The 23,047-nt window shown below is 66.4% G+C and carries 19 protein-coding genes; 8 read left to right on the top strand and 11 right to left on the bottom strand.

Translation table 11 applies throughout. The features are described from left to right. Positions 1-240, bottom strand: coding sequence for a winged helix-turn-helix domain-containing protein (locus IF46_RS0123760; RefSeq protein WP_030490587.1), 240 nt, complete (start codon positions 238-240; stop codon positions 1-3). 312 nt (positions 241-552) lie between these two features. On the opposite strand from IF46_RS0123760, the gene IF46_RS0123755 reads away from it, so the two are divergent. Next, positions 553-846, top strand: coding sequence for a DivIVA domain-containing protein (locus IF46_RS0123755; RefSeq protein WP_232234137.1), 294 nt, complete (start codon positions 553-555; stop codon positions 844-846). A 279-nt stretch (positions 847-1,125) separates the two neighbouring features. On the opposite strand, the gene IF46_RS0123750 is transcribed toward IF46_RS0123755, so the two are convergent. The 3 genes from IF46_RS0123750 to IF46_RS0123740 form a co-directional block, all read right to left on the bottom strand. Continuing rightward, positions 1,126-2,097: a hypothetical protein gene (locus IF46_RS0123750; protein WP_030490585.1), complete on the bottom strand. Its 972-nt coding sequence runs from the start codon at positions 2,095-2,097 to the stop codon at positions 1,126-1,128. Then, a complete protein-coding gene (locus tag IF46_RS0123745) occupies positions 2,097-2,762 on the bottom strand; it encodes a hypothetical protein (RefSeq protein WP_198041516.1) in 666 nt (221 codons plus the stop codon). Before IF46_RS0123745 ends, IF46_RS0123750 begins: the two co-directional genes overlap by 1 nt. A gap of 354 nt (positions 2,763-3,116) precedes the next feature. Further along, a complete protein-coding gene (locus IF46_RS0123740; protein WP_030490583.1) occupies positions 3,117-4,007 on the bottom strand; it encodes a hypothetical protein in 891 nt (296 codons plus the stop codon). A 580-nt stretch (positions 4,008-4,587) separates the two neighbouring features. Here IF46_RS0123740 and IF46_RS33390 point away from each other — a divergent pair. After that, positions 4,588-5,769 carry a Shedu anti-phage system protein SduA domain-containing protein gene (locus tag IF46_RS33390; protein WP_198041515.1) on the top strand — a complete coding sequence of 394 codons (1,182 nt, stop codon included), beginning with the start codon at positions 4,588-4,590 and terminating at the stop codon, positions 5,767-5,769. Here IF46_RS33390 and IF46_RS0123730 read toward each other — a convergent pair. Both IF46_RS0123730 and brig1 read right to left on the bottom strand, forming a co-directional pair. Beyond that, the gene (locus IF46_RS0123730) at positions 5,754-6,518 is read right to left on the bottom strand and encodes a hypothetical protein (protein ID WP_157563388.1); all 765 of its coding nucleotides are present in this window, start codon (positions 6,516-6,518) and stop codon (positions 5,754-5,756) included. The genes IF46_RS33390 and IF46_RS0123730 overlap by 16 nt on opposite strands. Before the next feature lie 146 nt (positions 6,519-6,664). After that, complete coding sequence (gene brig1, locus IF46_RS0123725; RefSeq protein WP_030490580.1) at positions 6,665-7,543, bottom strand: anti-phage DNA glycosylase Brig1; 879 nt, start codon at positions 7,541-7,543, stop codon at positions 6,665-6,667. 269 nt (positions 7,544-7,812) lie between these two features. Between brig1 and IF46_RS0123720 the strand changes: the two genes are divergently transcribed. The 5 genes from IF46_RS0123720 (at position 7,813) to IF46_RS34875 (ending at position 11,942) form a co-directional block, all read left to right on the top strand. Further along, the gene (locus IF46_RS0123720) at positions 7,813-8,244 is read left to right on the top strand and encodes a hypothetical protein (protein ID WP_030490579.1); all 432 of its coding nucleotides are present in this window, start codon (positions 7,813-7,815) and stop codon (positions 8,242-8,244) included. Between the two features lie 3 nt (positions 8,245-8,247). Next, positions 8,248-9,420: a hypothetical protein gene (locus tag IF46_RS0123715; protein WP_030490578.1), complete on the top strand. Its 1,173-nt coding sequence runs from the start codon at positions 8,248-8,250 to the stop codon at positions 9,418-9,420. Beyond that, complete coding sequence (locus IF46_RS0123710) at positions 9,417-10,022, top strand: hypothetical protein (RefSeq protein WP_157563385.1); 606 nt, start codon at positions 9,417-9,419, stop codon at positions 10,020-10,022. Before IF46_RS0123715 ends, IF46_RS0123710 begins: the two co-directional genes overlap by 4 nt. Further along, positions 10,019-10,981 (top strand): hypothetical protein, encoded by a 963-nt coding sequence (locus tag IF46_RS34880; protein WP_198041514.1) that lies wholly within the window; start codon positions 10,019-10,021, stop codon positions 10,979-10,981. Before IF46_RS0123710 ends, IF46_RS34880 begins: the two co-directional genes overlap by 4 nt. A 160-nt stretch (positions 10,982-11,141) precedes the next feature. Continuing rightward, positions 11,142-11,942 carry a ribonuclease HI gene (locus tag IF46_RS34875; RefSeq protein ID WP_198041513.1) on the top strand — a complete coding sequence of 267 codons (801 nt, stop codon included), beginning with the start codon at positions 11,142-11,144 and terminating at the stop codon, positions 11,940-11,942. A gap of 40 nt (positions 11,943-11,982) precedes the next feature. Here the strand turns inward: IF46_RS34875 and pglW are convergent, their stop codons facing one another. The 4 genes from pglW to IF46_RS0123685 all read right to left on the bottom strand — a co-directional run bounded on the left by pglW (position 11,983) and on the right by IF46_RS0123685 (position 20,423). After that, positions 11,983-16,404, bottom strand: a complete 4,422-nt coding sequence (pglW, locus tag IF46_RS0123700; protein ID WP_030490575.1) for a BREX system serine/threonine kinase PglW — start codon at positions 16,402-16,404, stop codon at positions 11,983-11,985. Between the two features lie 77 nt (positions 16,405-16,481). Then, on the bottom strand, positions 16,482-17,357 hold the full coding sequence (locus tag IF46_RS33385) for a hypothetical protein (protein ID WP_051724109.1): 876 nt from the start codon (positions 17,355-17,357) through the stop codon (positions 16,482-16,484). Between the two features lie 13 nt (positions 17,358-17,370). After that, entirely contained in the window at positions 17,371-19,638 is a 2,268-nt protein-coding gene (locus IF46_RS0123690; RefSeq protein WP_157563382.1) for a hypothetical protein, read from the bottom strand. After that, a complete protein-coding gene (locus IF46_RS0123685) occupies positions 19,635-20,423 on the bottom strand; it encodes a hypothetical protein (protein ID WP_157563379.1) in 789 nt (262 codons plus the stop codon). Before IF46_RS0123685 ends, IF46_RS0123690 begins: the two co-directional genes overlap by 4 nt. A gap of 741 nt (positions 20,424-21,164) precedes the next feature. On the opposite strand from IF46_RS0123685, the gene IF46_RS0123675 reads away from it, so the two are divergent. After that, positions 21,165-21,974: a Crp/Fnr family transcriptional regulator gene (locus IF46_RS0123675; protein ID WP_332261501.1), complete on the top strand. Its 810-nt coding sequence runs from the start codon at positions 21,165-21,167 to the stop codon at positions 21,972-21,974. A gap of 90 nt (positions 21,975-22,064) precedes the next feature. Here the strand turns inward: IF46_RS0123675 and IF46_RS0123670 are convergent, their stop codons facing one another. Continuing rightward, positions 22,065-23,015, bottom strand: a complete 951-nt coding sequence (locus tag IF46_RS0123670) for an endonuclease domain-containing protein (protein WP_051724106.1) — start codon at positions 23,013-23,015, stop codon at positions 22,065-22,067. Between the last annotated feature and the right edge of the window lie 32 nt (positions 23,016-23,047).

Here is a 23,047-nt window from a genome sequence, read left to right as displayed (position 1 = left end):
CTACGGCTCCCGCATCCAGGTCTTCGGGTCGGTCACGAAGACACCCTTGCCCTGCTGCCGCCGAATCACCCGCAGCGCCTCCAATCGGGCGTAGGCCATCTGCACGGTCCCGTGACTGACGTCGTAGCGAGCACGCAGTTCAGCGATGGAGGGCAGCTTGTCCCCGGGCTTCAACTTCTTCGACCTGACGTCGGCGATCACATCGTCGGCGATGCGCCAGTAATCCGGCACTTCTCGCATGGCACTCCTCGCGTGGCAACCCGATTTGATCACACCGCGACGCGCCTAACAAGCAGCGTTGACTCATCTGACATGTCTAGCTATGTTGATTCCGGGCCGCTCCTCGCGTGGCAACGAGTTCGGCTCATCCCCTGGTCGGGGCGGGTGCGTGTGCCCGTCCCGACCCTCCGGACTGCTCTGCTGTCGTACCGCTGAATAAGGCTGCGGCGGCGGAGCGGGCGGGTCGCCCGCGGCCCCCGAGCGGACGGCCCGCCCTTCCAGACCCACCACAAGGACCTTTGGCGCTCCCGCCTGTCCTCAGAAAGGATCGTCGTGGCTCAGGTGTATCGAGGTGGCCAGCCCTACCCCGCCGGCCACCCAGGCAGGTTGACGCCGCACGAGGTGCGGACCCGCGCGTTCGCCGCGTGCCGGCGCGGCGTCGACCCCGATGAGGTACGCGAGTTCCAGGCCCGGGTGGCCGACGAGCTGGCCATGCTCAACGAGACGGTTCGGCTGCTCAGCCAGGAGAACGACCGGATCAAGCGGGCACTGCGTGACTGGCAGACCATGCACGCGCGGGAGTGCCCGCCGCCGCAGGAGCATCACCGCAACTCCGGTCACTGGTGACCGCGCGTCCCTCCCCCGGCGACCTGCTCGTCATCGACGGCCGGGCCTCGGTGCAGTTCGCTGGGGGTCGTGCCCTGACCTTCCGCGTCGTCTCAGTCTGCGACCGGCCGACGTACCAGGACTGGATCTGGTTGACCGGCTACGTCCTCAACCGCCGAGGTGACGCAACCGCCAAACGCGAGGTCTTCGTCCAACTCGCCGGCCTCCACCCCGCGCCCAAGCCGGTAAACGAGCGGAGTGCAACGCCGGGTCGGGGAAGGTCGCCCGGTCAAGTCAGGGTCAGAAGCGCCAGTCGTTGAGGGAGATGGCATTCGTCCAGTTAGATCCGACCAGCGTCCCATCGGGAAAGGCGGTGGCTGCCTCGTCCAGCTCAATGCCGGAGTCGAGAAGCTCGACCACCGAGTCGTGCAGACCTGACAGCTCCCCCTGGCTTGCCTGCTGAACCCTGACGGCGATGTCCCTACGCAGGCCAACTCGAAGGTCGAGCAGGCCGAGACGGGAGGTGAGGTAACGCTGGTCCCGCACCTGCGGAGTTCCTGCGGCGATGGCGGCGAGGAACGGTTCATAGTACGCCAGCATGTACCGGTCCAGGTCCAGGTCGACGTCGACCGGTTCGGGTCCTTCCTCGTCCGGGTCCACCGCGGTGATGGACAGCTCGCGCCGATGCGGCGGAAAGGCGGCGACGCAGCCCAGGGCGAGCCAGGGGCGCCTGCCAGAAATGGACTTCACCGAGCGCTTCTGAGCGATGATGGTGTTCAGTAGATCCGGTTCTATGCCGTTCGAGCGTCCCTTGGCCTCGGCGACCACCCAGCCGGCCGGTGACAGACCGAAGAGATCTGCCCGCTTCTTGGTGGCGGCGAAGACGACCCCCCACCTGCTTGCGTAGCGGTCAATGTGCAGCAGGTGCGTCACCCCCAGTTTTCGCTCACAGAAAATCCCGGTCAACGCCTGCCCGAGCGAGTACGACAGCGTCACCTTCTCCGAGCGGTCCAACTCCATGGCAAGGGCCGACTTCACCAACGCGCCGCCGCGGGTCCTGCGCACGTACGCCGGAATGAGCGAGGCGCGGTGGACGAACTCCCACACGGATGCCCACCCGTGGCGTACCTCGTCGCCCGGCGCCCTGCCGGTGGCGAAAATGGCATGGGCGAGATCGTCCGTAGTGAACTCCAGAACCGCGTTTGGTGAGATCAGCCCGGCGGGAAACGCAATGGCGCGGCAGGCGGCCGTGAACCTGTTGCGATGCGGCATCAGGCACCCACCACGTCCGCCGGCGTGGGCTTCGCCTGGTCGACCTGCACTGCCAGCCAGCGAAACTCGCCATTGCCGCCGTTCAGGCGGGCGAAGTCTCGCCACGTCAGTGGATAGTCACCGAGCAGGTCCCTCTGATTCGCCAAGAAGTAGCTGCCCTCGGTCCCCCAGCGAAGCATGCCGCGAAGCCTGCGTCCCTCGTGCAGGCGGAACTCTCCGTCCCGGGTCAACCGGTATCCGGTCGGTGGGCTCCACATCCCGCGGTCGTTGGTGAGCAGGACGGCCAGACCGTTCATCGCGGCGGGGCCGGATTGGCAGAACCGTTCCAGCCTGGCGATGTCGACCACGAAGCCGAGCCGGGCGAGGTCTGGGGCGCCGTGGTGGCGCAGCCGGAACTGTTCGCCGGTGCGAGGGTCGACGCCGTCCCAGCGCGCGGTGAAGTACTTGAACTCGATCGCCGTCCGGCCTTTCGGACCGAAGCAGAGCAGGTCCAGGTACGCCTTCTCCTCCTGCCGCACTTCCAACCTCACCTGGACCTCGTTGTCCAGGCAGTGAACAGCCCAGGCGAAGGCGTGCTGGAAGTCCGCCTCCGAATGGAAGACGGTCCGCGCGGCCCGCAACGCGTCCATCACCACGGCGAGCGGGAGCGAACCTGCGATCCGCACTTCTGCCTGCTGATCCACTCTCGTCCTTCCACATATCCATCCGGCACCGTGCGCCTACGCTGCACGACGCAGGCGCCCCCGCCGGGATCCGCGCTTCATCCATCGACACATTCCCCTCGCCTGCAGGCCATCCGTGGCGACCGAGAGGACACGGGGAAACCCCTGTCGATTTACGCTGGGTCGATACTCACGTTCACCTTGAGGTGAGTGGAAACTCACCGTACGGAGTCCCACAGTTGGCATCAAGGGTCTTGACTGACTTCTCTCGCCCGACAGGGCCAATTCGCTCCTGTCTTCCGGCGGCTCACTGATTCATGCGGCCCCGACTGCTCACCCTGATGGCGCCGGACGGCGTCACAGGGCAGGTTCGTGGCCCTTGCGCTGCCACCACGCCGTGAAGAGAGTGATCACCTGCGCTTTGACGTCCTCCGCGACGAACCCTTGGGCATCACCCATGAGCGGCACGACGGCGTGCTGGTAGACATCCCGGTGCCGTTCGACCGACGGGCAGGCGAACACGGCAAGCATCCGCAGGACGCGCACGGTGTCAGCGCCTAGGAGAGGGAAGTGAGCTTCGAGCAGCCGCGTCAGTGCCGCCCACACCTTGTCGACGACGATGTCGACGACAGCGTCCTTCACCAACTCGGAGATGCGGGACGTGAAGTGATTCGACAACGCGTTCTTGACGGCCTGCTTGGCCGCATCGGTGAAAAGGCCGATGACCTTGTTGATCCTTTCGATCAACTGGATCAGCGCCACCAGGAGGCTGCACCAGCCGTGACTGGCGAGACCCTTCTTGATCTCCCGAGCGGTTGGCTCGTTCTGAACGAGGTTGTCGATGTCGCGCGATATCTCGCCCCAGGGGTCCACCATGATCGCATCGGCGAGGAGGTTCATCCGCCCGTTGTCGAACTCCACCGCCGTCCGGTCGCCGACCTCGAAGTCACGTTCAAGCCTGCCCTCGGTCCTGGGACGCGGATCCGTGGCCCACAGGTGCTCAGCGATGCCCAGCCGGGCAAGATCGAGGGAGAGCTGTCGGTTTTTGGCGTTGGACCTCAGTTCCCCGACGCGGCCCTTCTGGATGTCGCCGTTGAACGCGCGTCGCCGCTCGTCGCGTACGGCCGGGCGCTCGACGGCGAGCGTCGCCCAGCCATCCCAGCCATGCAGCGAGCCACCACAGCCGGAGCACTTGCAGCCCGGATTTTGAGCATTCGCGCAATTCGCCCGATGCGTGCTCACAGCCATCCGCAGTCCGCCAATCGGCTCGCCGTCGCCTGGGGTGAAGCACCGATAACCCTAAGTGCCTGACTGGGCGCTGCCAATCAGGGCCTGTCGCTGAAGATCAGGCATTTGCCGCTCCAGCGAGATTGCCTGGCTGCCAGACTGGTGCGCGTCTCGCCTGCACCTATTGATGCTGTCGGATTTCTGATGGACGCGGTCGAGACGATCTGCAGGTCCGGATGGCCGACGATCTGGCCATGCTCAACGAGCCGGTACGGCTGCTCAGCCAGGAGAACGACCGGATCAAACGGGCGCTGCCAAACGCGAGGTCGTCGTCCAACTCGCCGGCCTCCGCCGGGTCTCCAGCAGAGTCTGAGTGGCTTACCGCTGCCCATCCGTGCGCCCGGACGATCGAAGCGGGCGGCGGAGATTCCTGACGCCTCCGATCGCGCTGAGGGCTGTCCCTGGCACAGATAGCAGTAGCACGAGACGAAGCGTCGGTGGGACGCTGCACGATCGGTTCCTGATTCCCGACAAGCGTGAGGCGTGAGGGGCAATGCGAACGCGGTCTGACTACACCCTTCGGCTCCTGATCGAGAAGATCGTGAAGCTCGGCGTCTCGGAGCATGTCCGCGGCTTCCTTGAGGACGCGCTGAGGCACATGGGCGGCCAGAGCCCTTACCGAGGTGGTAGGGAGTTGCTCTCCCTACTCCGCTACGCGGAGGGTGCCGCGCGGGAAGAGGAGGACCGACTCGCGAGTGAGCGCATCGAGGATGCGCTGGCGTACGCGATGAACACGATGCTTCGCCCTGACGTTGAGATCAAGTATCAACTCTTCCCTGGATCTCGACTCAACCTGCTCACACTCATACGTCGAACCATGGAAGCCTTCGGCGATGTCGTTCTGTCGTCTGCGCGTACCTTCCTCACCAACAACCCGTCGGCTACGGCCGCCGATCTCCAGAGTCATCTCGTTGGTGTGTTCGAGTCCGCGTCCGCGATCTCTGATGACGAGGAGCAGCCTGGGCACTATGTGCTTCGCGGCCAACGGGAGTCATCCGCTTGGCTACACGAGGTCTTGACGAACCGCCTGACTCTCGAAGAGCGGCCGGTGGGAGCTGGTGCAGACGCTGGCCGACTCACGATGGCTGAAGTGATGAGCATGGAAGAGCTGGCTCATCTCGCCCAGCTCAGGATCCGATCGGACGCCCTGCAACGACTGACTGCTGCGGTTCACAATCCGCACAGCAGCGAGGCCGACCTTCAACACGAAATCCAAAGGAACCTCTGGATTTTTGGTGGGTCCTACCTTCCGGACCTCGGCCGTCGCCGGCTCGTCGTGGGGAGCGAGCTGGACATCCCCCTGCTCCGCCCCGACGGTTCGCTCCACGTCGTGGAGCTGAAGCGTGCCAACGTGCGCATCATGACCCATCAGCGCAATGGCCTGATCCCTAACGCTGAGGTGCACCGTGCAGTGGGGCAGGTGATGAACTACCTGCTTGCCCTCGACGAAGACCGCTCGCGCATCCTCGACCGGCACGGCGTGGATGTGCGCCGGGCGGGTGCGACGGTGGTGATCGGCCATCCACGCTTCCAGCCTGACCTCGACGAGGCGGAGGTGAACGAGGTATTACGGACCTACAGCAGCCACCTTGCCCGGATCGAGGTCATCACCTACAAGCAGCTGCTCGACGGGGCAAGCAACGCCCTCGGGCTTGCTCAAGCCGACGCGGCGCGGCGGGTGAACAACAGCGACGATGCGAGGCACAGCTACCTCGGCGGGTAGAGATTCACATCCTGCGGGCGCCGTTGCGGTCCGACCGGCTTGCTGTCGTGCACATCCATGGGAGTCATCAGTTGTTGCGCGGCCCTCAACGTCGGGGCGACGGTCTCGAATAGGTACGGCACTTTGGTCAGGCGGCCCCAGTGGTCGGTCAACCGCATGGCAGACGGGTGGTTGAAGGCGGCGACTAGGGTTTCGACGCCGGCAATCCTCGCCCGGACGAGGTGTGGGGTGATCTGACGACGGTCACTCATCATCGTGGTGAGCGACTTGTAGACCTCGACTCCCTGAACAATGCAGAGGGTCGGTTGAAGGATCTCGATCGTCGCCGACATGTGGGGGGCGCAGTTCCGGCTCATGGTCGGGTTACCGAGCGACTTGGTCGTGCCGCTGACCATCGCCGAGCAGAGCCGCATATTGGCCATGGCATAGGCGTCGAAAAGGTGCACCGGCGACGAGACGTTGTCCAAGTTGAGCAGCTCACCGGCCCTGTCCGGCCCTGGTTCGCGCCCAGCGGCGAGCCGCAGCGCGCTCGTGACTCCACGCATGTGCGGGTTGCGGGCGGTGAACGCCAGGCCAGCGGACTGCATCACCTCGGCATAACGCTGTTTGAGCGTGACACCTCCTCGGGCTCTCCCGGTCTCCATGGCGATAACCAAGGTCCGCGCCGGCACCCCGTCGAGGACCAGGTCGTAGTGATGACCGACGTGCGAGAGTTGCCCTGCGGCAAAGGCCGCCTCCGGTCGGGACACCGATCGGCGTCCACCCAGGGCGCTTCCACGGCAGCTCTCCAGCCTGCGGCAGACACACGTTCCAGACGGAGCCAGGACGTACTGACCCATGTACTGATCGAGCTGCTCGATTCGGCCGACTGTGAGGACGGCGTCGCTGGCACGGGTCATGATGACGGTCCGAGGGGCGTCGAAGCAGGGGCCTGGTCGACGGAGGCTTCCGCCCTGGGACTGGGTGTGATCCAGGTGCCGTCACTCCCAGCGTCGATGAGCGCTTCCCGGAGTAGGGCCGTCTCCTTGGCGCTCGGCGGTCCGGCTGAGCCTGGATGCCACTCCACCACCAACCGCTGTCCTGATGGAAGCCCGTACGTTCGCACCGTCCGACCGGACACCTTCGACCCGTAGTCCGTGCCACCGAACCCCAACTTGCGCGTCTGCCGCAGGCCGAGCGCCTGTGCGATGCCGTCCCATGGGCGACCGAAGGCGAACACGTCCCGCACGGGCAGCTCTGCGATCGGCGGCCAGACGTACTCATCAATGACCTCGGACGGCGGCCGCAGTGGAGCCGTGATGGACTTCGAGTGCCACGGGTAGCACTCGAAGATCAACAGATCACGATGGTCCGCGCTCGGGTCCTGGAGCCACCGACGGGTGAACGAAAGCCGGGCCTGGTAGTACCTGTTCCTGCCCATCTCCTGCGGCAGTGTCCACGGCGGCCGGTTGTATGGGCAGGTCGTAGCCCACCTGCTGTACGAGCCGTGCTCCTCGATCTCCTTGGCGAAGATGCCATCGCGCGCCTGGAAGCGAGGACGGAACTCGCCGGGGTTCAGGCCGAGCACCACCATCCGTGGCGTGTGCTCCAGACCGAGGAGGTCACCGTGGTAAGGCTCTGGAAAGCCCTCGCGCGTCACTTCGCCGGGGCCTGCCCCGACATAGGAGGCGAACCAGGACTCAAGCTCTCCCGGCATTTGATCTTCTCCGCCGAGCCAGGACTCGACGTAAGCATCCCAGAACGCCGCGACGCGCTGCCGATCGGAGGTCGTCATGACGAGAAGTTAGCGATGCCTCACTGATCAACCCAGTGCACGCCGCGAAGAATCAACCTTGTGACCGGGAAGTTGCACCGGTTGGCGGCATTGCTGCGGGCTCGCGACGAATTGGACGCCCGGATAAACCGCTTTCTGTTGGGACGACGATTCTCGGTGCCGCATCAATACGTCACGGCCGAGCCTGTCCTTGACAGGCATGAGGGCGTTGGCATACTGGGCGATGCCCGCTCCCCCAATGCGCGCCATTACAACAGATGCGGTGATCCATGGACGACCTGTCGGCAGCAGGCCTGGCCGCCGCAGCGAGCGCGGCCTTGATCCAGGCCATGGCCTCGGACGTGTGGCTCAACGTGAAGGACCACGCGGCACGCATTCTCGGTCGCGACGAAGCTGGGTCCGTGGCCAACCTGGACGGGGTCCTGGAGGATGCGCGCGACCGGGTGTTGGCCGCCTCGCCAGAGCGCAGGGATGAGACGTCCGCATTGGAGGTGGCTAGGTGGGAAGGCCGCTTGCAGGCCCGGCTTGAGGAGGACCCCGGAATCGCCGTCTCGATACGTGACCTGATCACTATGGCGCGGGCTTCCGGTGAAGGCGTCGATCAATCGACAACAATTCAGCAGAACGTGACCGCCGGACGGGATTCCTACACCGCGGGCCGTGATCTCACCGTGGGACGCCCCGAACGAGCACATGAGTGACTCGTGACCGTCCCCCAGCAGGACGTCAGCGCACGGCGCGACGGCTATGTCGCAGGCCGCGACCTGCACCTGCACGTGGCGGGGCAGCAGCTCAGCCTCTATTCAGAGGAACGCTTCGCGACGCCGCTGACCTACGATCGGGCACGGCCAATCTTCGTGCAGTACCTGAATCCGGAGATCCGGTCCTGTTACGGCCGCTCACCGACGGCCCCCTTCACCGAGACAGATCTGGCTCAGGCGCTGCATGCGACGCGGTTGGCCGTGCTCGCCACCGACGAGGAGCTGATCCTTCCCGCGTCGTACCTGTTCGAGGTGCCCAGCCTGTCGGTCTTCCTCACCCGGATCAGGTCACTCGTGGTTCGCGGCGTGATCCACTATTCCTCACACATTGCCCACCTCGACTCCTACGTGGAGCACAAAGCCGCCGAATACCGCGGCGACAGCCGCAATCCCTACGAGCTGACCCCGCACCGCAGCCTCACCGACGGCCTTGTCTGGCGGCCCCGCTACGCGCAGAACACCGCCGCCGATATCGGCCAGAGCTGGGGCACCGCGCTACAGCCGGACGGCGAGTTGGCCACGACGCTCGTGAGCATCGCCCGTCGCTGGCCCACGGGAGCCGGCGACGTCGAGACGCGCCTGCATGAGGTGCCCGAACGGCTCGACGGGCAGGCGTTCATCGGCCGGTTCGTCCGCGCCACGGTGCCAGTGACTCTGGGAGCCGAGGAACGGGCCAGGATCGAGATGTTCCTGTCCCGCGAATATCTCGCCAGCTACCTCCGTGACCTCGACGCCGCCATCGTCGCCGACTTCGACTTCGGCGACTTCTCCTGTGGCATCCGCCAGATGCGGGCATACCTCGCCGACCGCGTGCTGTCCGCCCGCTCGTTCGACCTCGGCCTGCGATGGCTGGGTATCCACGATTTCGTCCACCGCACCGCCCGCTGGCCCGAGCTGCTCACCCTGCGCTCGACTCCCGAGTTCGGCACCGTGGCCATCGCCACGCAGCATCCGGTGCTCCGCGCCCGGCTCCGCGAGGCGGTGATCCGGGGGCGGAAGCGCGTCAGGTGCCAGGATGCAGAAACCATCCAGCAGGCTCTGACCGTGGTGGCCGTCGTCGCCAACAAGCTCGATGTCACGTTGAACCCGACAGACTCCGATCGAAGGGCACGATGATGCTGGTATCCGTTTACTGTTCGGGATCGATCATCAAAGGTGGGGGCGACCAACATCGTCTTTGCTGGACGGATGTGGAACGAAAGGAGGTCGCGGGCGGCGCGGCCTCATGCGAGGTCGTCTTTCTCAATCCAGACGATCCGATACCGGATGCGGGCAACACGTTGGGCCAGTTCGGCCGGGACATGTACCAGGTGATGATTGCGACGGCGGTCATCGTCGACGCGCGGGTGCGCCGCGGAATCGGCATCGGTGTCGAGATGGCGGCGGCGGTCACGCTGGGGACGCCCGTGGTCGTGGTTGCTCCTCGCAACTCGCAGTACCGCAGCGACGTGCTGGAATACCGAGGTGTGCGGGTGACCGACTACGTGCACCCGCACGTGGCGGCACTGGCCACCCATGTGGTTGACGACTTCGCGGCCGCCGGCCGCGCCCTCGTGTCACTGGCCCACCGACCCAAGGCGTCTCAACCTCGCCCCGCTTGGTTGTCCGCCGCACTGAACGAATACGAGAACAACGTGCTCAACATCGACACACCGATGCTCGTTGCGCTTCAGAAGATCAGGGCCGGCGCGTCGCGAGTGCCCAGCACGACGGCATGATCGAGGACACAGGGTCCAGCGTCATAGAGTCGATTGGCAGCAGAACGGGAGTGACAGGTCTCCACCTGGTGCACAACCGGCACCTGGAAGCGCTCTTGTTCGACCGCAATCTGACGGACCTCCCGTTCCGACAGGCCTGCCTCGCTAGCAGCCGAGAGTTCGTCCGGCACATCCGGGACGAACTCGACGGTGCCGACCTCACCGAGCTGATCATCCTGAGCAAGGGCCTGGTATACCAGCTCGCGGAGGCGGTCGCCCTCGATGCGGGCCGGAACCTGCCGGCGAATCTGGTCTGCACGAGCAGGGTGGCCGTCGCCTCCGACGACGCGACCGTCGAAGTGTCCTACGCGCGGTTCGACGCTGGTGGTTCGACGCTACTGATCGGCGACACGGTCGCCTCCGGTGCCACGATCGTGGCAGCGCTACGGGAGTACCGACGGTTCCACCCAGTCCGCCGACTGTACGTGCTGTCATACGCCGGTGCCCTGCACGGCGCAGCCCGCATCGCCGACTATTGCGCCAGCAGCGGGATCGAGTGCACCATGCTTTTCGGCCTGGCCGCGTTTGGGCTCGCCGAGAATGGGTTCGACCTGTCTTTCCTGCATCCCGCGACAGTTACCAGGGACGCCTACCGCGAGCGAGCCCGACGGCAGTTCGCTGGCAAGCCTGTGTCAGCAGTCGGCTGGGACTTCGGCTCGCAGGCCATGGCCCCGGAGAAGTACCGCCAGCTCTGCTGGGTTGAGGCAGGCTTGTGGGATCTGCACGGTTCCCCGGCCCTCGCCGTCGCCCGCGCGCCCGAAAACATGGAGGCCCTCGCACACGAGGCACCCGCGTACGCGGGCACAACGTTTCAGGTTCCCGGCAACGATGTCGCGCGAAGCGCCGAGACCGCGGCAGATACTCGTCCGTCAAGCGATGACTCCGCTGCTTTGGGCGTGGACGATCCATACGTCCGGTAAGAGATCCACTCGCTTTCCCCCGCACCACCACACCGCCCAACTTCGGCCAGAAGGGCGGCCTCGCGCAACCCGCCACCGCAATGTCGGCATGCCGACGGGACGCCACCCGGCGGATGACCGCGTCCTAGAGTTGTCCACTTGTGCGGTAAGGAGGCAACCGGTGGCAACAGGACAGCAGGAACCTGAGGTAAGGCTCTGCACGAACTGTCGATACATCGTTGTACGCGAGGACGCCCAGTGGGCGCACCCGGCCTGGGTGATCGACAGGTTCCCCAGGTATCAGTGCGAGTTGCCCGACCCGGGCCGTCTAGCTAAGCCACGTGAAGTGCGGGCGGGCTGGGGTACGGACGTCCGTAAAGACGACTTCTCACATCAGTCCGAGATCGAGGAGTTCGCCCTTGAAGCACAGGTGCGTGTTCTTCTTGGAACTGATGGCTCCTACCGTCACGTGGAGGGTATGGACATCCGGCAGCGACCCATCTGCTGGGGCTACGTTGGGGAGAACGGCATTTATGGCCTTGGGGCGGCACGGATGCCGCACCGAATAATTGGTGCTCGCGTGCTGCAGACCGAGTTGCGGGCGATGTGGTGGTCGCTTCGGCGTCTCATCAGGCACCACCCGGTCCGCATTCTTAGTGACTCCCAGGACGCGCTCGATCTGATTAGCCTGTGGCGTTACGGTAGCGAGCAGATGCCGCCGGGTTACACGCTGGACCGGGCGGGCGGGCGTAAATCAACGATCCTGCAACTGGCGCATCTCGTAGCAGAGAACGCGGATCGAATCAGCGTGGAGAAGGTCCGAGGCCACACCGGTCATCCCCTCAATGAAGGTGCTGACGCGCTCGCCAAAATAGCCCGTGCCTGGGCAACGGGAAGAATTTCAAAGCAGACGGCTCATGCGGATGCGCGATCGGTCGCACGCAACACGGTTGCCCGTTACGTGAGCAGCACCGCCCAATGACCAGAGCGCGTGGTTTGGAGCTCCAGCCTCACTGAGCGCACTAGGCCGAGGCAGAACTCCGGTGGGCGTTGACGACCCAGGCGTCCGGTAGCGCGATCCACTCGTTGTCACCCACCCGCACTACCGCACCGTCCAGCTTGGGCAGCAGCGCCGGATCCTCCATCGGGCAGAGCAGCCAGACGTCTCCCGCCCCACCGCGCGCCGCGTCAGCCACCTCGTGCAGCCGCTCCATCGCCCGGTACCGCGCCAGCACCGCCGCGTCGTGCAGCAGCACCGGCCCCTCCGCAGCAGACAGCGAGGCGTGTAGCGATGGCACGGTCAGCTGCCACGCCTGCTCGACGTACTCCCCCAGTTTGATCGCCGGCCGCGACCCCTCCTGGGCGATGTCCGCGCTGAGCACGGTCTCCCACGTCGGCTTCGGGCGGGCGTCGACCAGGGCGTGCAGGTGATTCAGGAAGCGGGACGCCACGTTGACCGGCCGGGCGTCGAAGCGCCGCGCCAACTCCTCCCGGGCCAGGTGGTAGCGGTCGAGGCGTACCGTCAGCGCCCGGAACCCGCCCGCGGACCGCGCGCCGGCCAGCCGCTCCTCGGCGCGCATCGCCGCCGCCAACTCCGGAGAGTCCGCCGTCCACCGGCTCGGTGCGGCGGTGACCGACGGGCGCCGTTGGATGATCGACACCGAGGACGAGGCCGCGCGGGGCGGTGGCGAGACGTACCGGTCGCGGTCCCAGCGAAGCTCGAAGCCCGCCTCGGCCAGCAGCCGATCCAGTTTAGGGTGACCCGGCAGCGGGTCCAGCTCCGGGAAGCGCGCGGTGACCCGGTCCGCGACGTGCGTTGGAGTCAGCCCCTTCCGACCATCAGACGCGCTCGTCGGCGGCACCACGCCGGCCTGGGCCAGCCGTAGCGCCCGCACCGGGTCCAGGTCGCGCGGGTAGAGCTCCAGCCGCGCGGTGGCGGCGGCCCGCTCGGAGGCCACCGCGGCGAGCACCACCCGTCGCCGTTCGTCGAACGCCTCAGCCGCGCCGCCGGGTGCGGTCACCGCCGCGAGGGTACGCAGCACTGTTGCGGGGCTGGGCAGCACCTCACTCGCGGCGAGCTTGTCGGCGGCCTTGCCGAGCGCGTCGGCGTAGTCGAGCAGCGCCGGCGCGGCCGGGGTGTCCGGCGCGTCGTCATCACTGACCTCCAGCGCCACTAGAAGCCGGTCGCCGCGCGGGTGCGGCTTGCCGTCGATGTCGGCGCGGGCGTGCCGGCGCAGCAGCAGGCGTGGCTCGTCGGCGAGCGCGTCGACCTCCACGGCGGCGCGTACCGCCGCGACGGCCACCGCGAGACGCAGCGCGTCGCCGGTGCGCACCGAGCCGCGGCTACTGAGCAGCGCCGCGGCCAGTTCGGCGACGCCCATCACCCGGCCGCCGTCGTGCAACAGCTCGATGATCTGGGTACGCACGCTGCCGACTACCGGGATCTCGTGCCAGCGTTTGCGCTGCTTGCCGAGGATCTGCGCGACCCGACCGGCGGTGACGCCCAGCGCGGTGGCCACCTGCGGCTGCTGCGGCCAGAGCTGCAACGCCGGCAGCGCACCTGACTCGTCGGGTAGGTGCAGCAGCAGCCGGGTGCCCTCGATCTCCGTGGCGTTGCGGCCGTTCTTCGCCGGGACGAGCAGTGTGGCGATGGCGTCCAGACCGACGCGTACCAGATCGGTGTCGCCGTGACCGGAAGAGGTCTCGGTGGCCGCTTCTTCGCTTGCCGCCTTGCGGGCGGCGGGCGTGGTGGGCAGCGTTTCCCGCTCCCCCAGGCGCTGTCGCCACTCCTTGACCCGGCGTTGCAGCTCCTGGCGGGTCTTCGCCCCGAGACCGGGCAGGTGCGCGAGCTTGTTCGCGACCGCGAGCAGCTCACCGACGGTGGTGGCATCCAGGCGGTGTGCGGCCGAGACGGCGCGTGGGGTGAGACCGGCGGCCTCCAGCGTGGTGGCCCGGGTCGCCTTGCCAACGGCCTCGTCGCGGGCCACCGCGGCGACCTGCTCGTCCGGCTCGTCGACGTCTGGGTGATCGGTGCCGACCGGGGTGCTCGCGTCCGAGCGGCGGAACACGTCCTGCCAGGCGTCGCGCAGGTCCTTCAGCGACGCGTGGCGTCGACGGTGGTCCCGGTGCAGTGCTCGCTGGAAGAACTCCACAAGGCCGTCGCGGATCGCCGGGTCGAACGCCTCGGCGGCCAGCACCGGCGGACCGTCGGTGAGTTGCGGTTCGGTGCCGCCGTCGCCCCAGACCGGCAGCTCTCCGGACGCCATCTCGTGCAGGGTGACCGCGAGCGCGTACCACTCGGCGTGCTTGTCGTAGACCTGACGGTTGGCGGTGCCGAGGAACGGGTCCAGGTAGCGAGGAGTGCCAGCGGTGATCTCCTTGACCGAGACTCCGGCCAGGGAGAAGTCAAAGAGCACCAGCTGCCGGGTGCGGTTGGGCCGGATCCGGATGGCGATGTTGTCCGGCTTGATGTCGCGGTGGTAGACGCCCTCACCCTCCAGGTAGTCGAGGGCGCCGAAGAGGTAGTCGCTGTACGTCTCCAACTCGTCGACAGTGAGCCGGCCGTCGTCGCGCAGCTTGCGCGCCAGCGTGTGGTCGCCAGCGTGTTCGAGCACTACGACAGTGCGGTTGCCCAGTTGCAACGGCTCCGGCCGGGCCAGCCGGATCACCCGGGAGTCGGTGAGCGGGCCGAGCACCCGGGCCTCGTGCGCCAGCCGGGCACCCTTTTCGTCGGAGAGCCCGACCTTCAGGACCTCTTCCCGCCGGGTGCGCTCGTTGAAGCCGAGGAACGCCCGACAGGTCGAGCCGGTGCCGAGGCGGCGGACGATCTTCCACTCGCCGACTCGGTCGCCCCCACGCGCCTCGAGCGGGTCGGGCTGCTCGTGCGCCGGCTCCTCCGGGTGCGCCGAGCCCGGTGGCGGACTGGTCAACTCGTCCTCGACGAGCTGCAGCATCTCGACGAAGTCGGCGACCGTAGTGAGCCGCTGGGCCGGAACCGGTGCGGTGGCAGCCTGGATCAACTCGTCGGCGAACTCGCTGATGCCGTCGGCAACAGCGGTGGCCCGCAGACCGTTGTCCCGGGCCAATCGGGCCAGCAGTTCGGGGCGCTTCGTGGCCGGTGGTTGACCGGTCAGGATCAGGTACGCCAGTGCGCCCAAGCCGAAGACATCCATCGCCACCGCGTCCGGCGTCGGCGCGGTCAACTCCGGCGCGAGGTACGCCTCGGCGGAGCGCTCGATATGAGCTGTCGCGTGCGAGGAGAGAGTCACTGGCTGGCCACTGCTGCCACCAGCACTGTCCGCGCTTCGGGTCGCCGCTTGCCAGTCACTTATCTGTAGTTGAGGTGTCAGCCACGCTTCGTCGTCAATGCCACCACGCCGCGTCCGGCCAGGGTTCACCAACACGCTACGGGCAGAGAGTGCACGGTGGTGCAGCCGTCGACCGTGTGCGTACGCCACCGTCTCGGCGAGTTGTCGGATCATCGCGAGTCGGCTCAGCGCGTCGAGACGGTCGCCGTACTGGGCGATGTAGTGGTCGAGACGCACCGACCGCGGGTCATACCGGAAGATCAGCGCCGGGCCGGCCTCGTGCGACTCCATCGCGTCGACCTGCACGATGCCCGGGTGGTTGATGCCGTGCAGGGCCAGCATCTCGCGCTTGGCGGCACGTTCGATGCTGGCCCGTTCGGTCTGCACGGCGTTGCGCTCGACCAGGTAGATCCTCACCCGGCGACGTTCGCGCTCCAGGTCGCGGTGCCGCGCCTGGTGGTCCTGCCAGGTGGGGCCGATGTCGAACGGGCGGGTTTCCAACTCCCACGCGCCGATCTGGTAGTGCCGGCGGCTACGGGCGATGCCCACGGCGTCGAGGAGGTCGGGCAAAGCGGCCGACATTTCCTTGGTGACCCGCTGCCGTTCGTCCTGCGGTGGACGCTGCAGCAGCGAGGTGATCGTCGGCAACGGCCCCGGTTCGTGACCCGGGGCCGGCTCCGGACCGAAGATGCCGTGCAGATGATGGTCCGACAGCTCTACCCGCAGGCCAGACTTGGAGAGGAACACCGCCGCCTGCACGAACGGGATCCTGACCTGCTGACCCTTGCGTCGCGAGGCAGCCACTTGGAGCAGCGACTTGAGTTTCTTGGCCTTGGCGTCGGCCAGATGCAGCGGGTTGTCAAAGGTGCGGGTGCCGTTCGGGCCCTGGAGGATCCAGTTAGAGCCGCTGGACCGTAGGCGGCCGTTCAGGCTCTTGATCTCGATGAGGTAGAGGCCGCCGGGCGCGGCGACCAACAGGTCGACCTCGTAGGGGTGCCCGGTCTGGGCGGTGAAGGTGAAGTTCGACCAGGCGCGGTAGGGCTCACTGTCCGGCAGCAGCGCTTGGACGTGCGCCAGCGCCTCCCGCTCGTGCGCGAACTGCGACGGCGTGATCGTCGTCCAACGGCCCTCCTGCATTCCAGAGATCCTAGGGTGAGGCGGCCGATAGACGGCGGCCCGCCGCCCGCTTCTGGGTGTTCTTGTTTCACCGCCTGTCATGAACGGCCCGCGGGCGGCGCCGTGTGTCGCCCATTCCCGTTCATCCGGGAAGCGGCAGGAGTAGGGGCAGTCTCCTCCTCCCTGAGGATGTCATCCAGCAGCTTGATGATCTCCGTCGCCTCGTGCTCTTCCAAGGGCTGCCCGACCCGGCCGCTACGGCGCAGGGCTTCCTCTAAACGAAAAGCCAGCTGCTCGACGTTCGACCGCTCCTCCTTCAGAACGAATTCGTCCAGGATGTCGGCGAGATCCCGATCGCTGAGACGGAGGGCGGCGTGCGCCAGAGGGCTTTGGCGTAGACGATCGATCAGTGCGATCCAGCGTTGGGTCAGTTGGTCGGTCAACTGGATCCGTCGGAGCCGCAGCTCGTGCTCGCTCTCCTCCCTCAGCCGTTGCAGGTGGGCATGTCGGAGTTCCGCTTTTACCTCCTCGTCGAGCTTCACCCGCACCTCCGGCCTGCAGTGCAACACAATCCCTTGGCGCTCGTAACGCCGACGAGTTCGCGAAAGCTCACGGTTGAGCTGGATCTCCAGGGCACCCGCCTGGTGAGGATGGAAATGCCGAGCGAGATTCGCTGCCTGGTGTTCCACGTCTCTACGGGCGAGGTCGGCGAACTGCAGCGACCACGCTCCGAGCTGGTCCTCCCTCAAGCCTTCCGAGTACCAGGTGAGGACCAGGTGTATTTCGAAGGTGAAGACGTAGCCGCGAGCCGGCACGACGACCGGTCTCGGGTGGCGGCGGCGCTGGGTGAGGTCCGGTGCCGGCGGCCGCTCGCGATAGGCGAACGCAGCTCGGACGCGGCTCAGCAGGAGGCGGATGCCGGCCCGGGCATGGTGCAGCCCAAACGCCGGGGAACCTTGATTCTCGGCTGTCATGGCGGCTCCTGGATCAGGCGGCGGATGGGGGCGTCATTGAGGCGCGAGAGAGCCAGTAGCGCAGACGGGAACGGATCGCATGTTCAGCGGCCAGCTGCCTTGCGAGTGCCCGGATGGGTTCGTTGAGACGCGCGTCGCGGGAACCCCTGCGCATCCAAACGGCGAGGTGGCGCCATGCGGAGACCGAGTATTCGGGATCGATGAGCACGACTCGCCAGAGCGTGGCTACCCGGTCGACCATCGAGGGCTCGGCATCCAGAAGAGCCACGAGCTGATCAGCGCCTCCGGTGCGCGGCTCGTCCAACCAGTTCAGAAAGGCACGAGTAGCACCCGCACGGAGCGCATCGTTGTCGCTGTCGAGCCACCAGGCGAGAACATCGATCGTCCATGCACTGCCGTATCTTCCGGACAGTTTCTCGATCGCGTCCGAGACGGTCCAACCGGATGACGCGTTGGCGTTGGCCGCCACTGCAGTGAGGGCCCTTGCTGTCTGGACCGGATGACGTGGTATGTAACCCATCCCCCACACCATCGCTGCTGTGTCGCGTTCCATCGCCGAGTTGGAGTGGGCCAGCCACTCCAGCTTTCTACCGACATCGGCTCTGACTCGCGGGCTCACCGTGAAACCGAGCGCTACCGCACCGTCCAGGTTCGCGGCTGAGGCCATCGCAGCTGCAGCCGCCTTCCGTAGCCTCCGCTTCCGGTCCCTGGCCCAACGCCCGATCACCTCCTCGTAGACCTGATCGAAGTCGTGAGTGGCGAAGATGGCCGCGGCGACAGCGGCACAACTGCTGAACCCGCGGGCCGGGTGGGCGGCGAGTTCGTCGACCCACTCGATGAGGGCTGGGCGGGTATTGTCGAAATCGTTCCAGGCAACATCGAGGATGGCTCTCACCAGCTCGGGGGCAGCCTGGGCGACCCTGGTGGTCGTATGTAAGGACGCCCTCTCCGTGACCCTGTCGTGCCAGCCCGCCCCGAGTTCCTGACCCAGCAACGCGGGGATGTCGTTGAGCAGGGCAGGTCGGCCGATGGCCGGCTCGGTGAAGAGTCGGTCAAGCTTGCCGAGCAGCAGCCCAGCCCCTTCCGAGACCCTGGCCATTGATTGTCCGGCAAATGCGGCGTAGGCGATCCTGAGTGCTCGTCGATGCTGAACGGGCCTGTTCTGAAAGACCATCTCCTTGTCGTCGGGCAGCAGGAGGATCTGCCTTGCTCGATCGCGATGCCACTTGTCCTCCGATGGCAACAGAGCGGCGACGCCAGCAGCGTCTGCGGGGACCTCGCGCGCGATCCTTTCCGCATGCAGGACGCACTCGCTAGGCCTGGAGAGCAGGTCGAGCAATCGACGTACCTCCGGCGTGAGCATCCTGGAGGCGTACGCACTCCCGCAACTGCGATCGCAGTCGGCGCAGCTTCCGACGCACTTGTCGCCGAGGTATTGCAGGAGATGCTGGTGGAAGACGTCTGCGGGCGAGGCCGAGTGATGGAACACCTCCGCCCGGTGGATGGATGCCTCGGGGTCATCGAGGTCCCGAATGATGACACCGCTGCAGTCCCTCTCCTCGAACACTGCCTCGACGGACCGAAGGGTGCCTCGGACCTGCCGGCCACCGACCTTGACGACATAGCCGAACCCCTGCTTCAGAAGGTCGGGCTGTTCCCGGATCACCCGAACATCGTCCAGTCCGGGGTGCAGCACTATCTCCATGACCCTGTCGTGGCCGCGATGTTCTGCGAGGGCGACGCAGGCGACTGTCGATCGGCCGCTGCCGACAGCACCAGCAAGTCCCACCACTCGATGACGCCGCAACCGGTCCTGCAACTCAGCAAAGTGACGTGGCCGGACGAAAGTTCGTCGCCTAGTGGTCAGGTCGGCAATCCGATCGGCGAAGAGTCTTGCCTTCGGACTATCCGACCCAACGAACATGCTCCCGATGACCGTTGCCCGATCGCCGAACGCACTGGGACCTGCGTTGGTCAGATCCTCGATCCGATATCCGCTGCCATTGCGTGACACGAAGGAGCGAAGGGTGGGATTGGAACGGATGAAGTCGCCGAGCGAGTCACGATCATCGTTGCGCTCGTCGATTGCGTCTGTCAGGTCCTCGGGATCTCGCTGGTCGCTGCCATCCAGGCTTGCCTCAGGATGCAGCCCCTGTTGCGAACCAGAGGACCCATCTGCCGAATCTGAGCCGGCGGGGGCGGATGGTGCAGCCGGCTCAGCGGCGGACTCGGCCGCAGGCGTACCCTCAGGCGCCGGGCGGACCGCCGGGTCGGAGTTCACTGTCGCCCGTCCCCGTCAGTCCGCCTGGCCGCCGCACCCCACGCTTGACCCTGATCGCCGAAGACGGCCGGACCGTGGTTGACCACACTGCCGAAATCGAACCGGCTCCCACCTGCCAGTTCTGCCTGCACCCTGCCTGCGCCGCCTGCGTCAGGCCGGGGTGCCGGCGTAGTCGCACCGAGAGGTACGACTCTCGCCGAATTGATGTTCTCGTCGGGAACGAAGATCCACGCCTCCTCGCCGAATGATTTTACGTGGACACTGACCCGACCGTAACGCTCCTTCCGTATCCCGCTGTACGACTGGCTCACCACCTCTCGATAAAGGGTGGAGGAGACGATCATCGCCACCGCCGCCTCGGGGAATGATGCCAACGCGTCCTTCAACGGGGGTGCCTCTACCAGGCGAGCCGCGGTCACGACCGCAGAGCCGGCGTAACCGTTCTCCGTCTTCGTCACCAGTCCCTGGTGGAAAGCAACCCGCATCCGAACCTGCGCGTGCTGACCGGCATGACGGTTGTGGTCGCGGAGAATCCTGTCCATGGCGGGCACGAGGTCGGCAACGACCCGGGGTTCAGGCGTACCGAGCGGGAAGAGCGCAAGCTCCCCGTCGCCGGTGGGCTGGATCTCCCAACCCTCCCGCTCAAGCCCGCATTGCTCAGCCGCTCTCTGCATGAGCAGGCGAAAGCTCGTTTGGGCGTTGACCTGGCCGGCGTCGTCGTGCCGGCTGTAGCTCTCCATGTCCACGAACATCATCAGTCGACGGTCCGGCTGCAACGTTGACATCTCGTCCCCTCACGCCCCGCAGGTTGTGGTCATCTCACTTATAGCGATGGCGGACGGTGGGAAACCCGTCGAAGTACGGGTTGTCAGGAAGCAGATGAACACCTGTCGGAAAGGCGGAAACCCGTACTGAGAGGGGGTACCGCCGCCGCTCCTCATCTTCCCTGGACCCATGACCATTCCAACGCGCCATCGGCTGAGGTACGCGCGGCCCGACACGGACGTTGAGCGGGCGCTCGCTGCGATCCACCTACACCAGGACTCCATCCGGCATGCCGACACCAAGATCGCTAGGATGTTCGCCTTCCATGGTTCCGTGGTGACCCTCATCATCAGCCAGGCACCCGTGGTCCTACACGTTGCTGCGGGTCGCCACGTCGCCATGGTCGTGTACTGCATCGGTCTGTTCTTCCTGACCACTCTCCTGATCGCGACGCGACATCTCGCAATCGGCTTTCGGCCTCAGACGTCCGGGCCTCCCTCACCCAACAGGTTCGGGTTCCCGGCGCTACGTGCCGTCCGCGTCGCGCCGCCACAACTTGACGCAGGTGGGGAGCCCGCCGAAGCATGGCTCCTAGCGACAGTCCTCGCCGATATCGCGCTCACGAAGCACCAACGGGTGCGATCTGCGATGCCCTGGAGCGCGGCTGCCAGCTGCACTGGCCTAGTTTGGCTGACCATCGCCGTAATGGGTAATTGATAGAGGCAGCGGGGAGCTTCTGCGGGCACTTCGCATCAGAAACAATGCGTCCAATGGCTGCCCCTGTGCATCCGCCACGAGCAGGGGCGCCTGCCGACGAACGGGGTACTGAGATGCGACGCAACCACGACCAGCCGTCGGTGAGTCTTTCCTGGCCTCCCGGCACCCTGCTTGGCTGCCTGAGTTCGAAGGCCAGAGCCAGCCTCCTTGCGTTGGGAACGACTGTCTCGGTTAGGCCTGGCGACCACATCTTGCGGGAGGGAGACACCGGGAGCCACCTGATACTTCTCCGAGAAGCCATTACGAAGGTGACCGTCAACATGACAGATGGCCGTCAAGCGCTCCTGGCCATCCGCGTCTCAGGCGACGTGGTCGGCGAAATCTCCGCACTCAATGACACGCCACGGACAGCGACGGTTACAACATGCGGCGTGGGCCTGATCAGCGTCATCCACAAGCGAGACTGGCATCCCTTCCTCCTCGATCAGCCAGACGCCGCGCTCGCCCTGGCACGAACCACTGCGGCCCGCTTCCGGTGGGCGAACCAACGCCGAGTCGACTTCACCGCCTACCCGGCAAAGATCCGCTTGGCCCGGGTTCTGGCCGAACTTTCGACGACACACGGCGAGATCACCGGTGCCGGTCGTACCGTCGGAGTGACGCTGACTCAGCCCGAGCTGGCGTCACTCTGCGGTGCCGCAGAGCCGACGGTGGAGAAGGCCCTCCGTGAACTCCGGCAGGCGGGAGTCATTCAGACGGGCTATCGCCAAATCATCGTTCACGATGTGGCACAGCTTCAGCGTGTCGGCCACCTGGACGACAGCGATCGGACGTGGACCGCGAGCACCAATTGATGCCGCGCTTGTCGTGCGAGGTTCGCACCTGCGCTAAGTCCTGCTCGGCAAGACCCATGATGGTCTATCAGTCTCCGAACAACACCCGCATCAGTTCCGGCGGGCCGCCAGGATGGCCAGGATGGCCAGGGTCTCCCGGCGTACCGCTTCGGCCTCGTGCACGAGGCGGCGGTGGGCGAAGCGGACGACCAGGATCCCAACGGCCGCCAGTAGGGCATCACGGCGCAGGTCGATCTCGCGCTGCCAAGGGCTGCCGTGGGTGGTGGCCCCGTCGAGTTCGATGTTGACCCGTTCCCGCTCGGCGAACATGTCGAGGTACACCAAGCGGCCCCCGACACGGACCGACACCTGCCGGCGGAACGTCGGCATCCCCGGACCGGTGAATACGTGCTCCTGACCCCAGATTTCGAGCGGGCTGCGGCACCCGTCGGCAAGCTTCGCAAGCAGATGCCGGAGCGCCGCCCGGTCGATCAGCTTCGGCACCCGCTCCAGGGCCGCCGACAGCCGTTCGGGTGTGGTCAGCCAGTCGTTGACCGCTCGGATCACCAACGCCCGCCGGTCGGTGGGCGGCATCGTCGGCCACGAGTCGACGAGGGCCTGTTCGAGGCGGGTGACCATCAGGCCCCGCCGAAGTATCACCTGCGGCGGCTCGATGGTCAGCCCGCGGCGTCGATGCACGATCACTCCGGGTCGGGTGCGCAGGCTCGCGCTCGCCGACGCACTCAGGTGCACGGGGTCACCAACCACCTCGGGGCGCAGTCCCCACACGGCGAGCGCGCTGAGATGACTGAGCGCGCCGTAGGCGCCGGCCCAGGCGAGAGCCGCCCGCCGGCTCAGGGCAGGGTCGAGTCGACTCAGAACCGGAACGCCGGGTCGCCCACCGACGAGGTGCGCCGCCACGAATACCTCAGGCAGAACCCGCACCAACTCGCCGTTACGGCAAGCCTGCTGAAGCGTCCACGACGGCACCACCTGCCCGGCCGTCCCGAGCGTCACCAGCCCACCGCCAAGCTCCACGAGTTCCCGAAGCACCGAGTTCACGCACGGAACCGTGAAGCCTTACCCAAGCCCAC

The sequence above is a fragment of the Micromonospora chokoriensis genome, assembly GCF_000718555.1.
GTDB lineage: Bacteria > Actinomycetota > Actinomycetes > Mycobacteriales > Micromonosporaceae > Micromonospora > Micromonospora chokoriensis_B.
The sequence above is the reverse complement of the archived record's forward strand: the minus strand, read 5'-3'. Positions and strand labels throughout refer to the sequence as shown.

Excerpts from the sequence above, each read along its gene's own strand:
- IF46_RS0123760 (WP_030490587.1), bottom strand. The coding sequence starts at position 240 with ATGCGAGAAGTGCCGGATTACTGGCGCATCGCCGACGATGTGATCGCC.
- IF46_RS0123750 (WP_030490585.1), bottom strand. The coding sequence starts at position 2,097 with ATGCCGCATCGCAACAGGTTCACGGCCGCCTGCCGCGCCATTGCGTTT.
- IF46_RS0123740 (WP_030490583.1), bottom strand. The coding sequence starts at position 4,007 with ATGGCTGTGAGCACGCATCGGGCGAATTGCGCGAATGCTCAAAATCCG.
- brig1 (WP_030490580.1), bottom strand. The coding sequence starts at position 7,543 with ATGACGACCTCCGATCGGCAGCGCGTCGCGGCGTTCTGGGATGCTTAC.
- IF46_RS0123720 (WP_030490579.1), top strand. The coding sequence starts at position 7,813 with ATGGACGACCTGTCGGCAGCAGGCCTGGCCGCCGCAGCGAGCGCGGCC.
- IF46_RS0123710 (WP_157563385.1), top strand. The coding sequence starts at position 9,417 with ATGATGCTGGTATCCGTTTACTGTTCGGGATCGATCATCAAAGGTGGG.
- IF46_RS34880 (WP_198041514.1), top strand. The coding sequence starts at position 10,019 with ATGATCGAGGACACAGGGTCCAGCGTCATAGAGTCGATTGGCAGCAGA.
- pglW (WP_030490575.1), bottom strand. The coding sequence starts at position 16,404 with ATGCAGGAGGGCCGTTGGACGACGATCACGCCGTCGCAGTTCGCGCAC.
- IF46_RS33385 (WP_051724109.1), bottom strand. The coding sequence starts at position 17,357 with ATGACAGCCGAGAATCAAGGTTCCCCGGCGTTTGGGCTGCACCATGCC.
- IF46_RS0123685 (WP_157563379.1), bottom strand. The coding sequence starts at position 20,423 with ATGTCAACGTTGCAGCCGGACCGTCGACTGATGATGTTCGTGGACATG.
- IF46_RS0123675 (WP_332261501.1), top strand. The coding sequence starts at position 21,165 with ATGCGTCCAATGGCTGCCCCTGTGCATCCGCCACGAGCAGGGGCGCCT.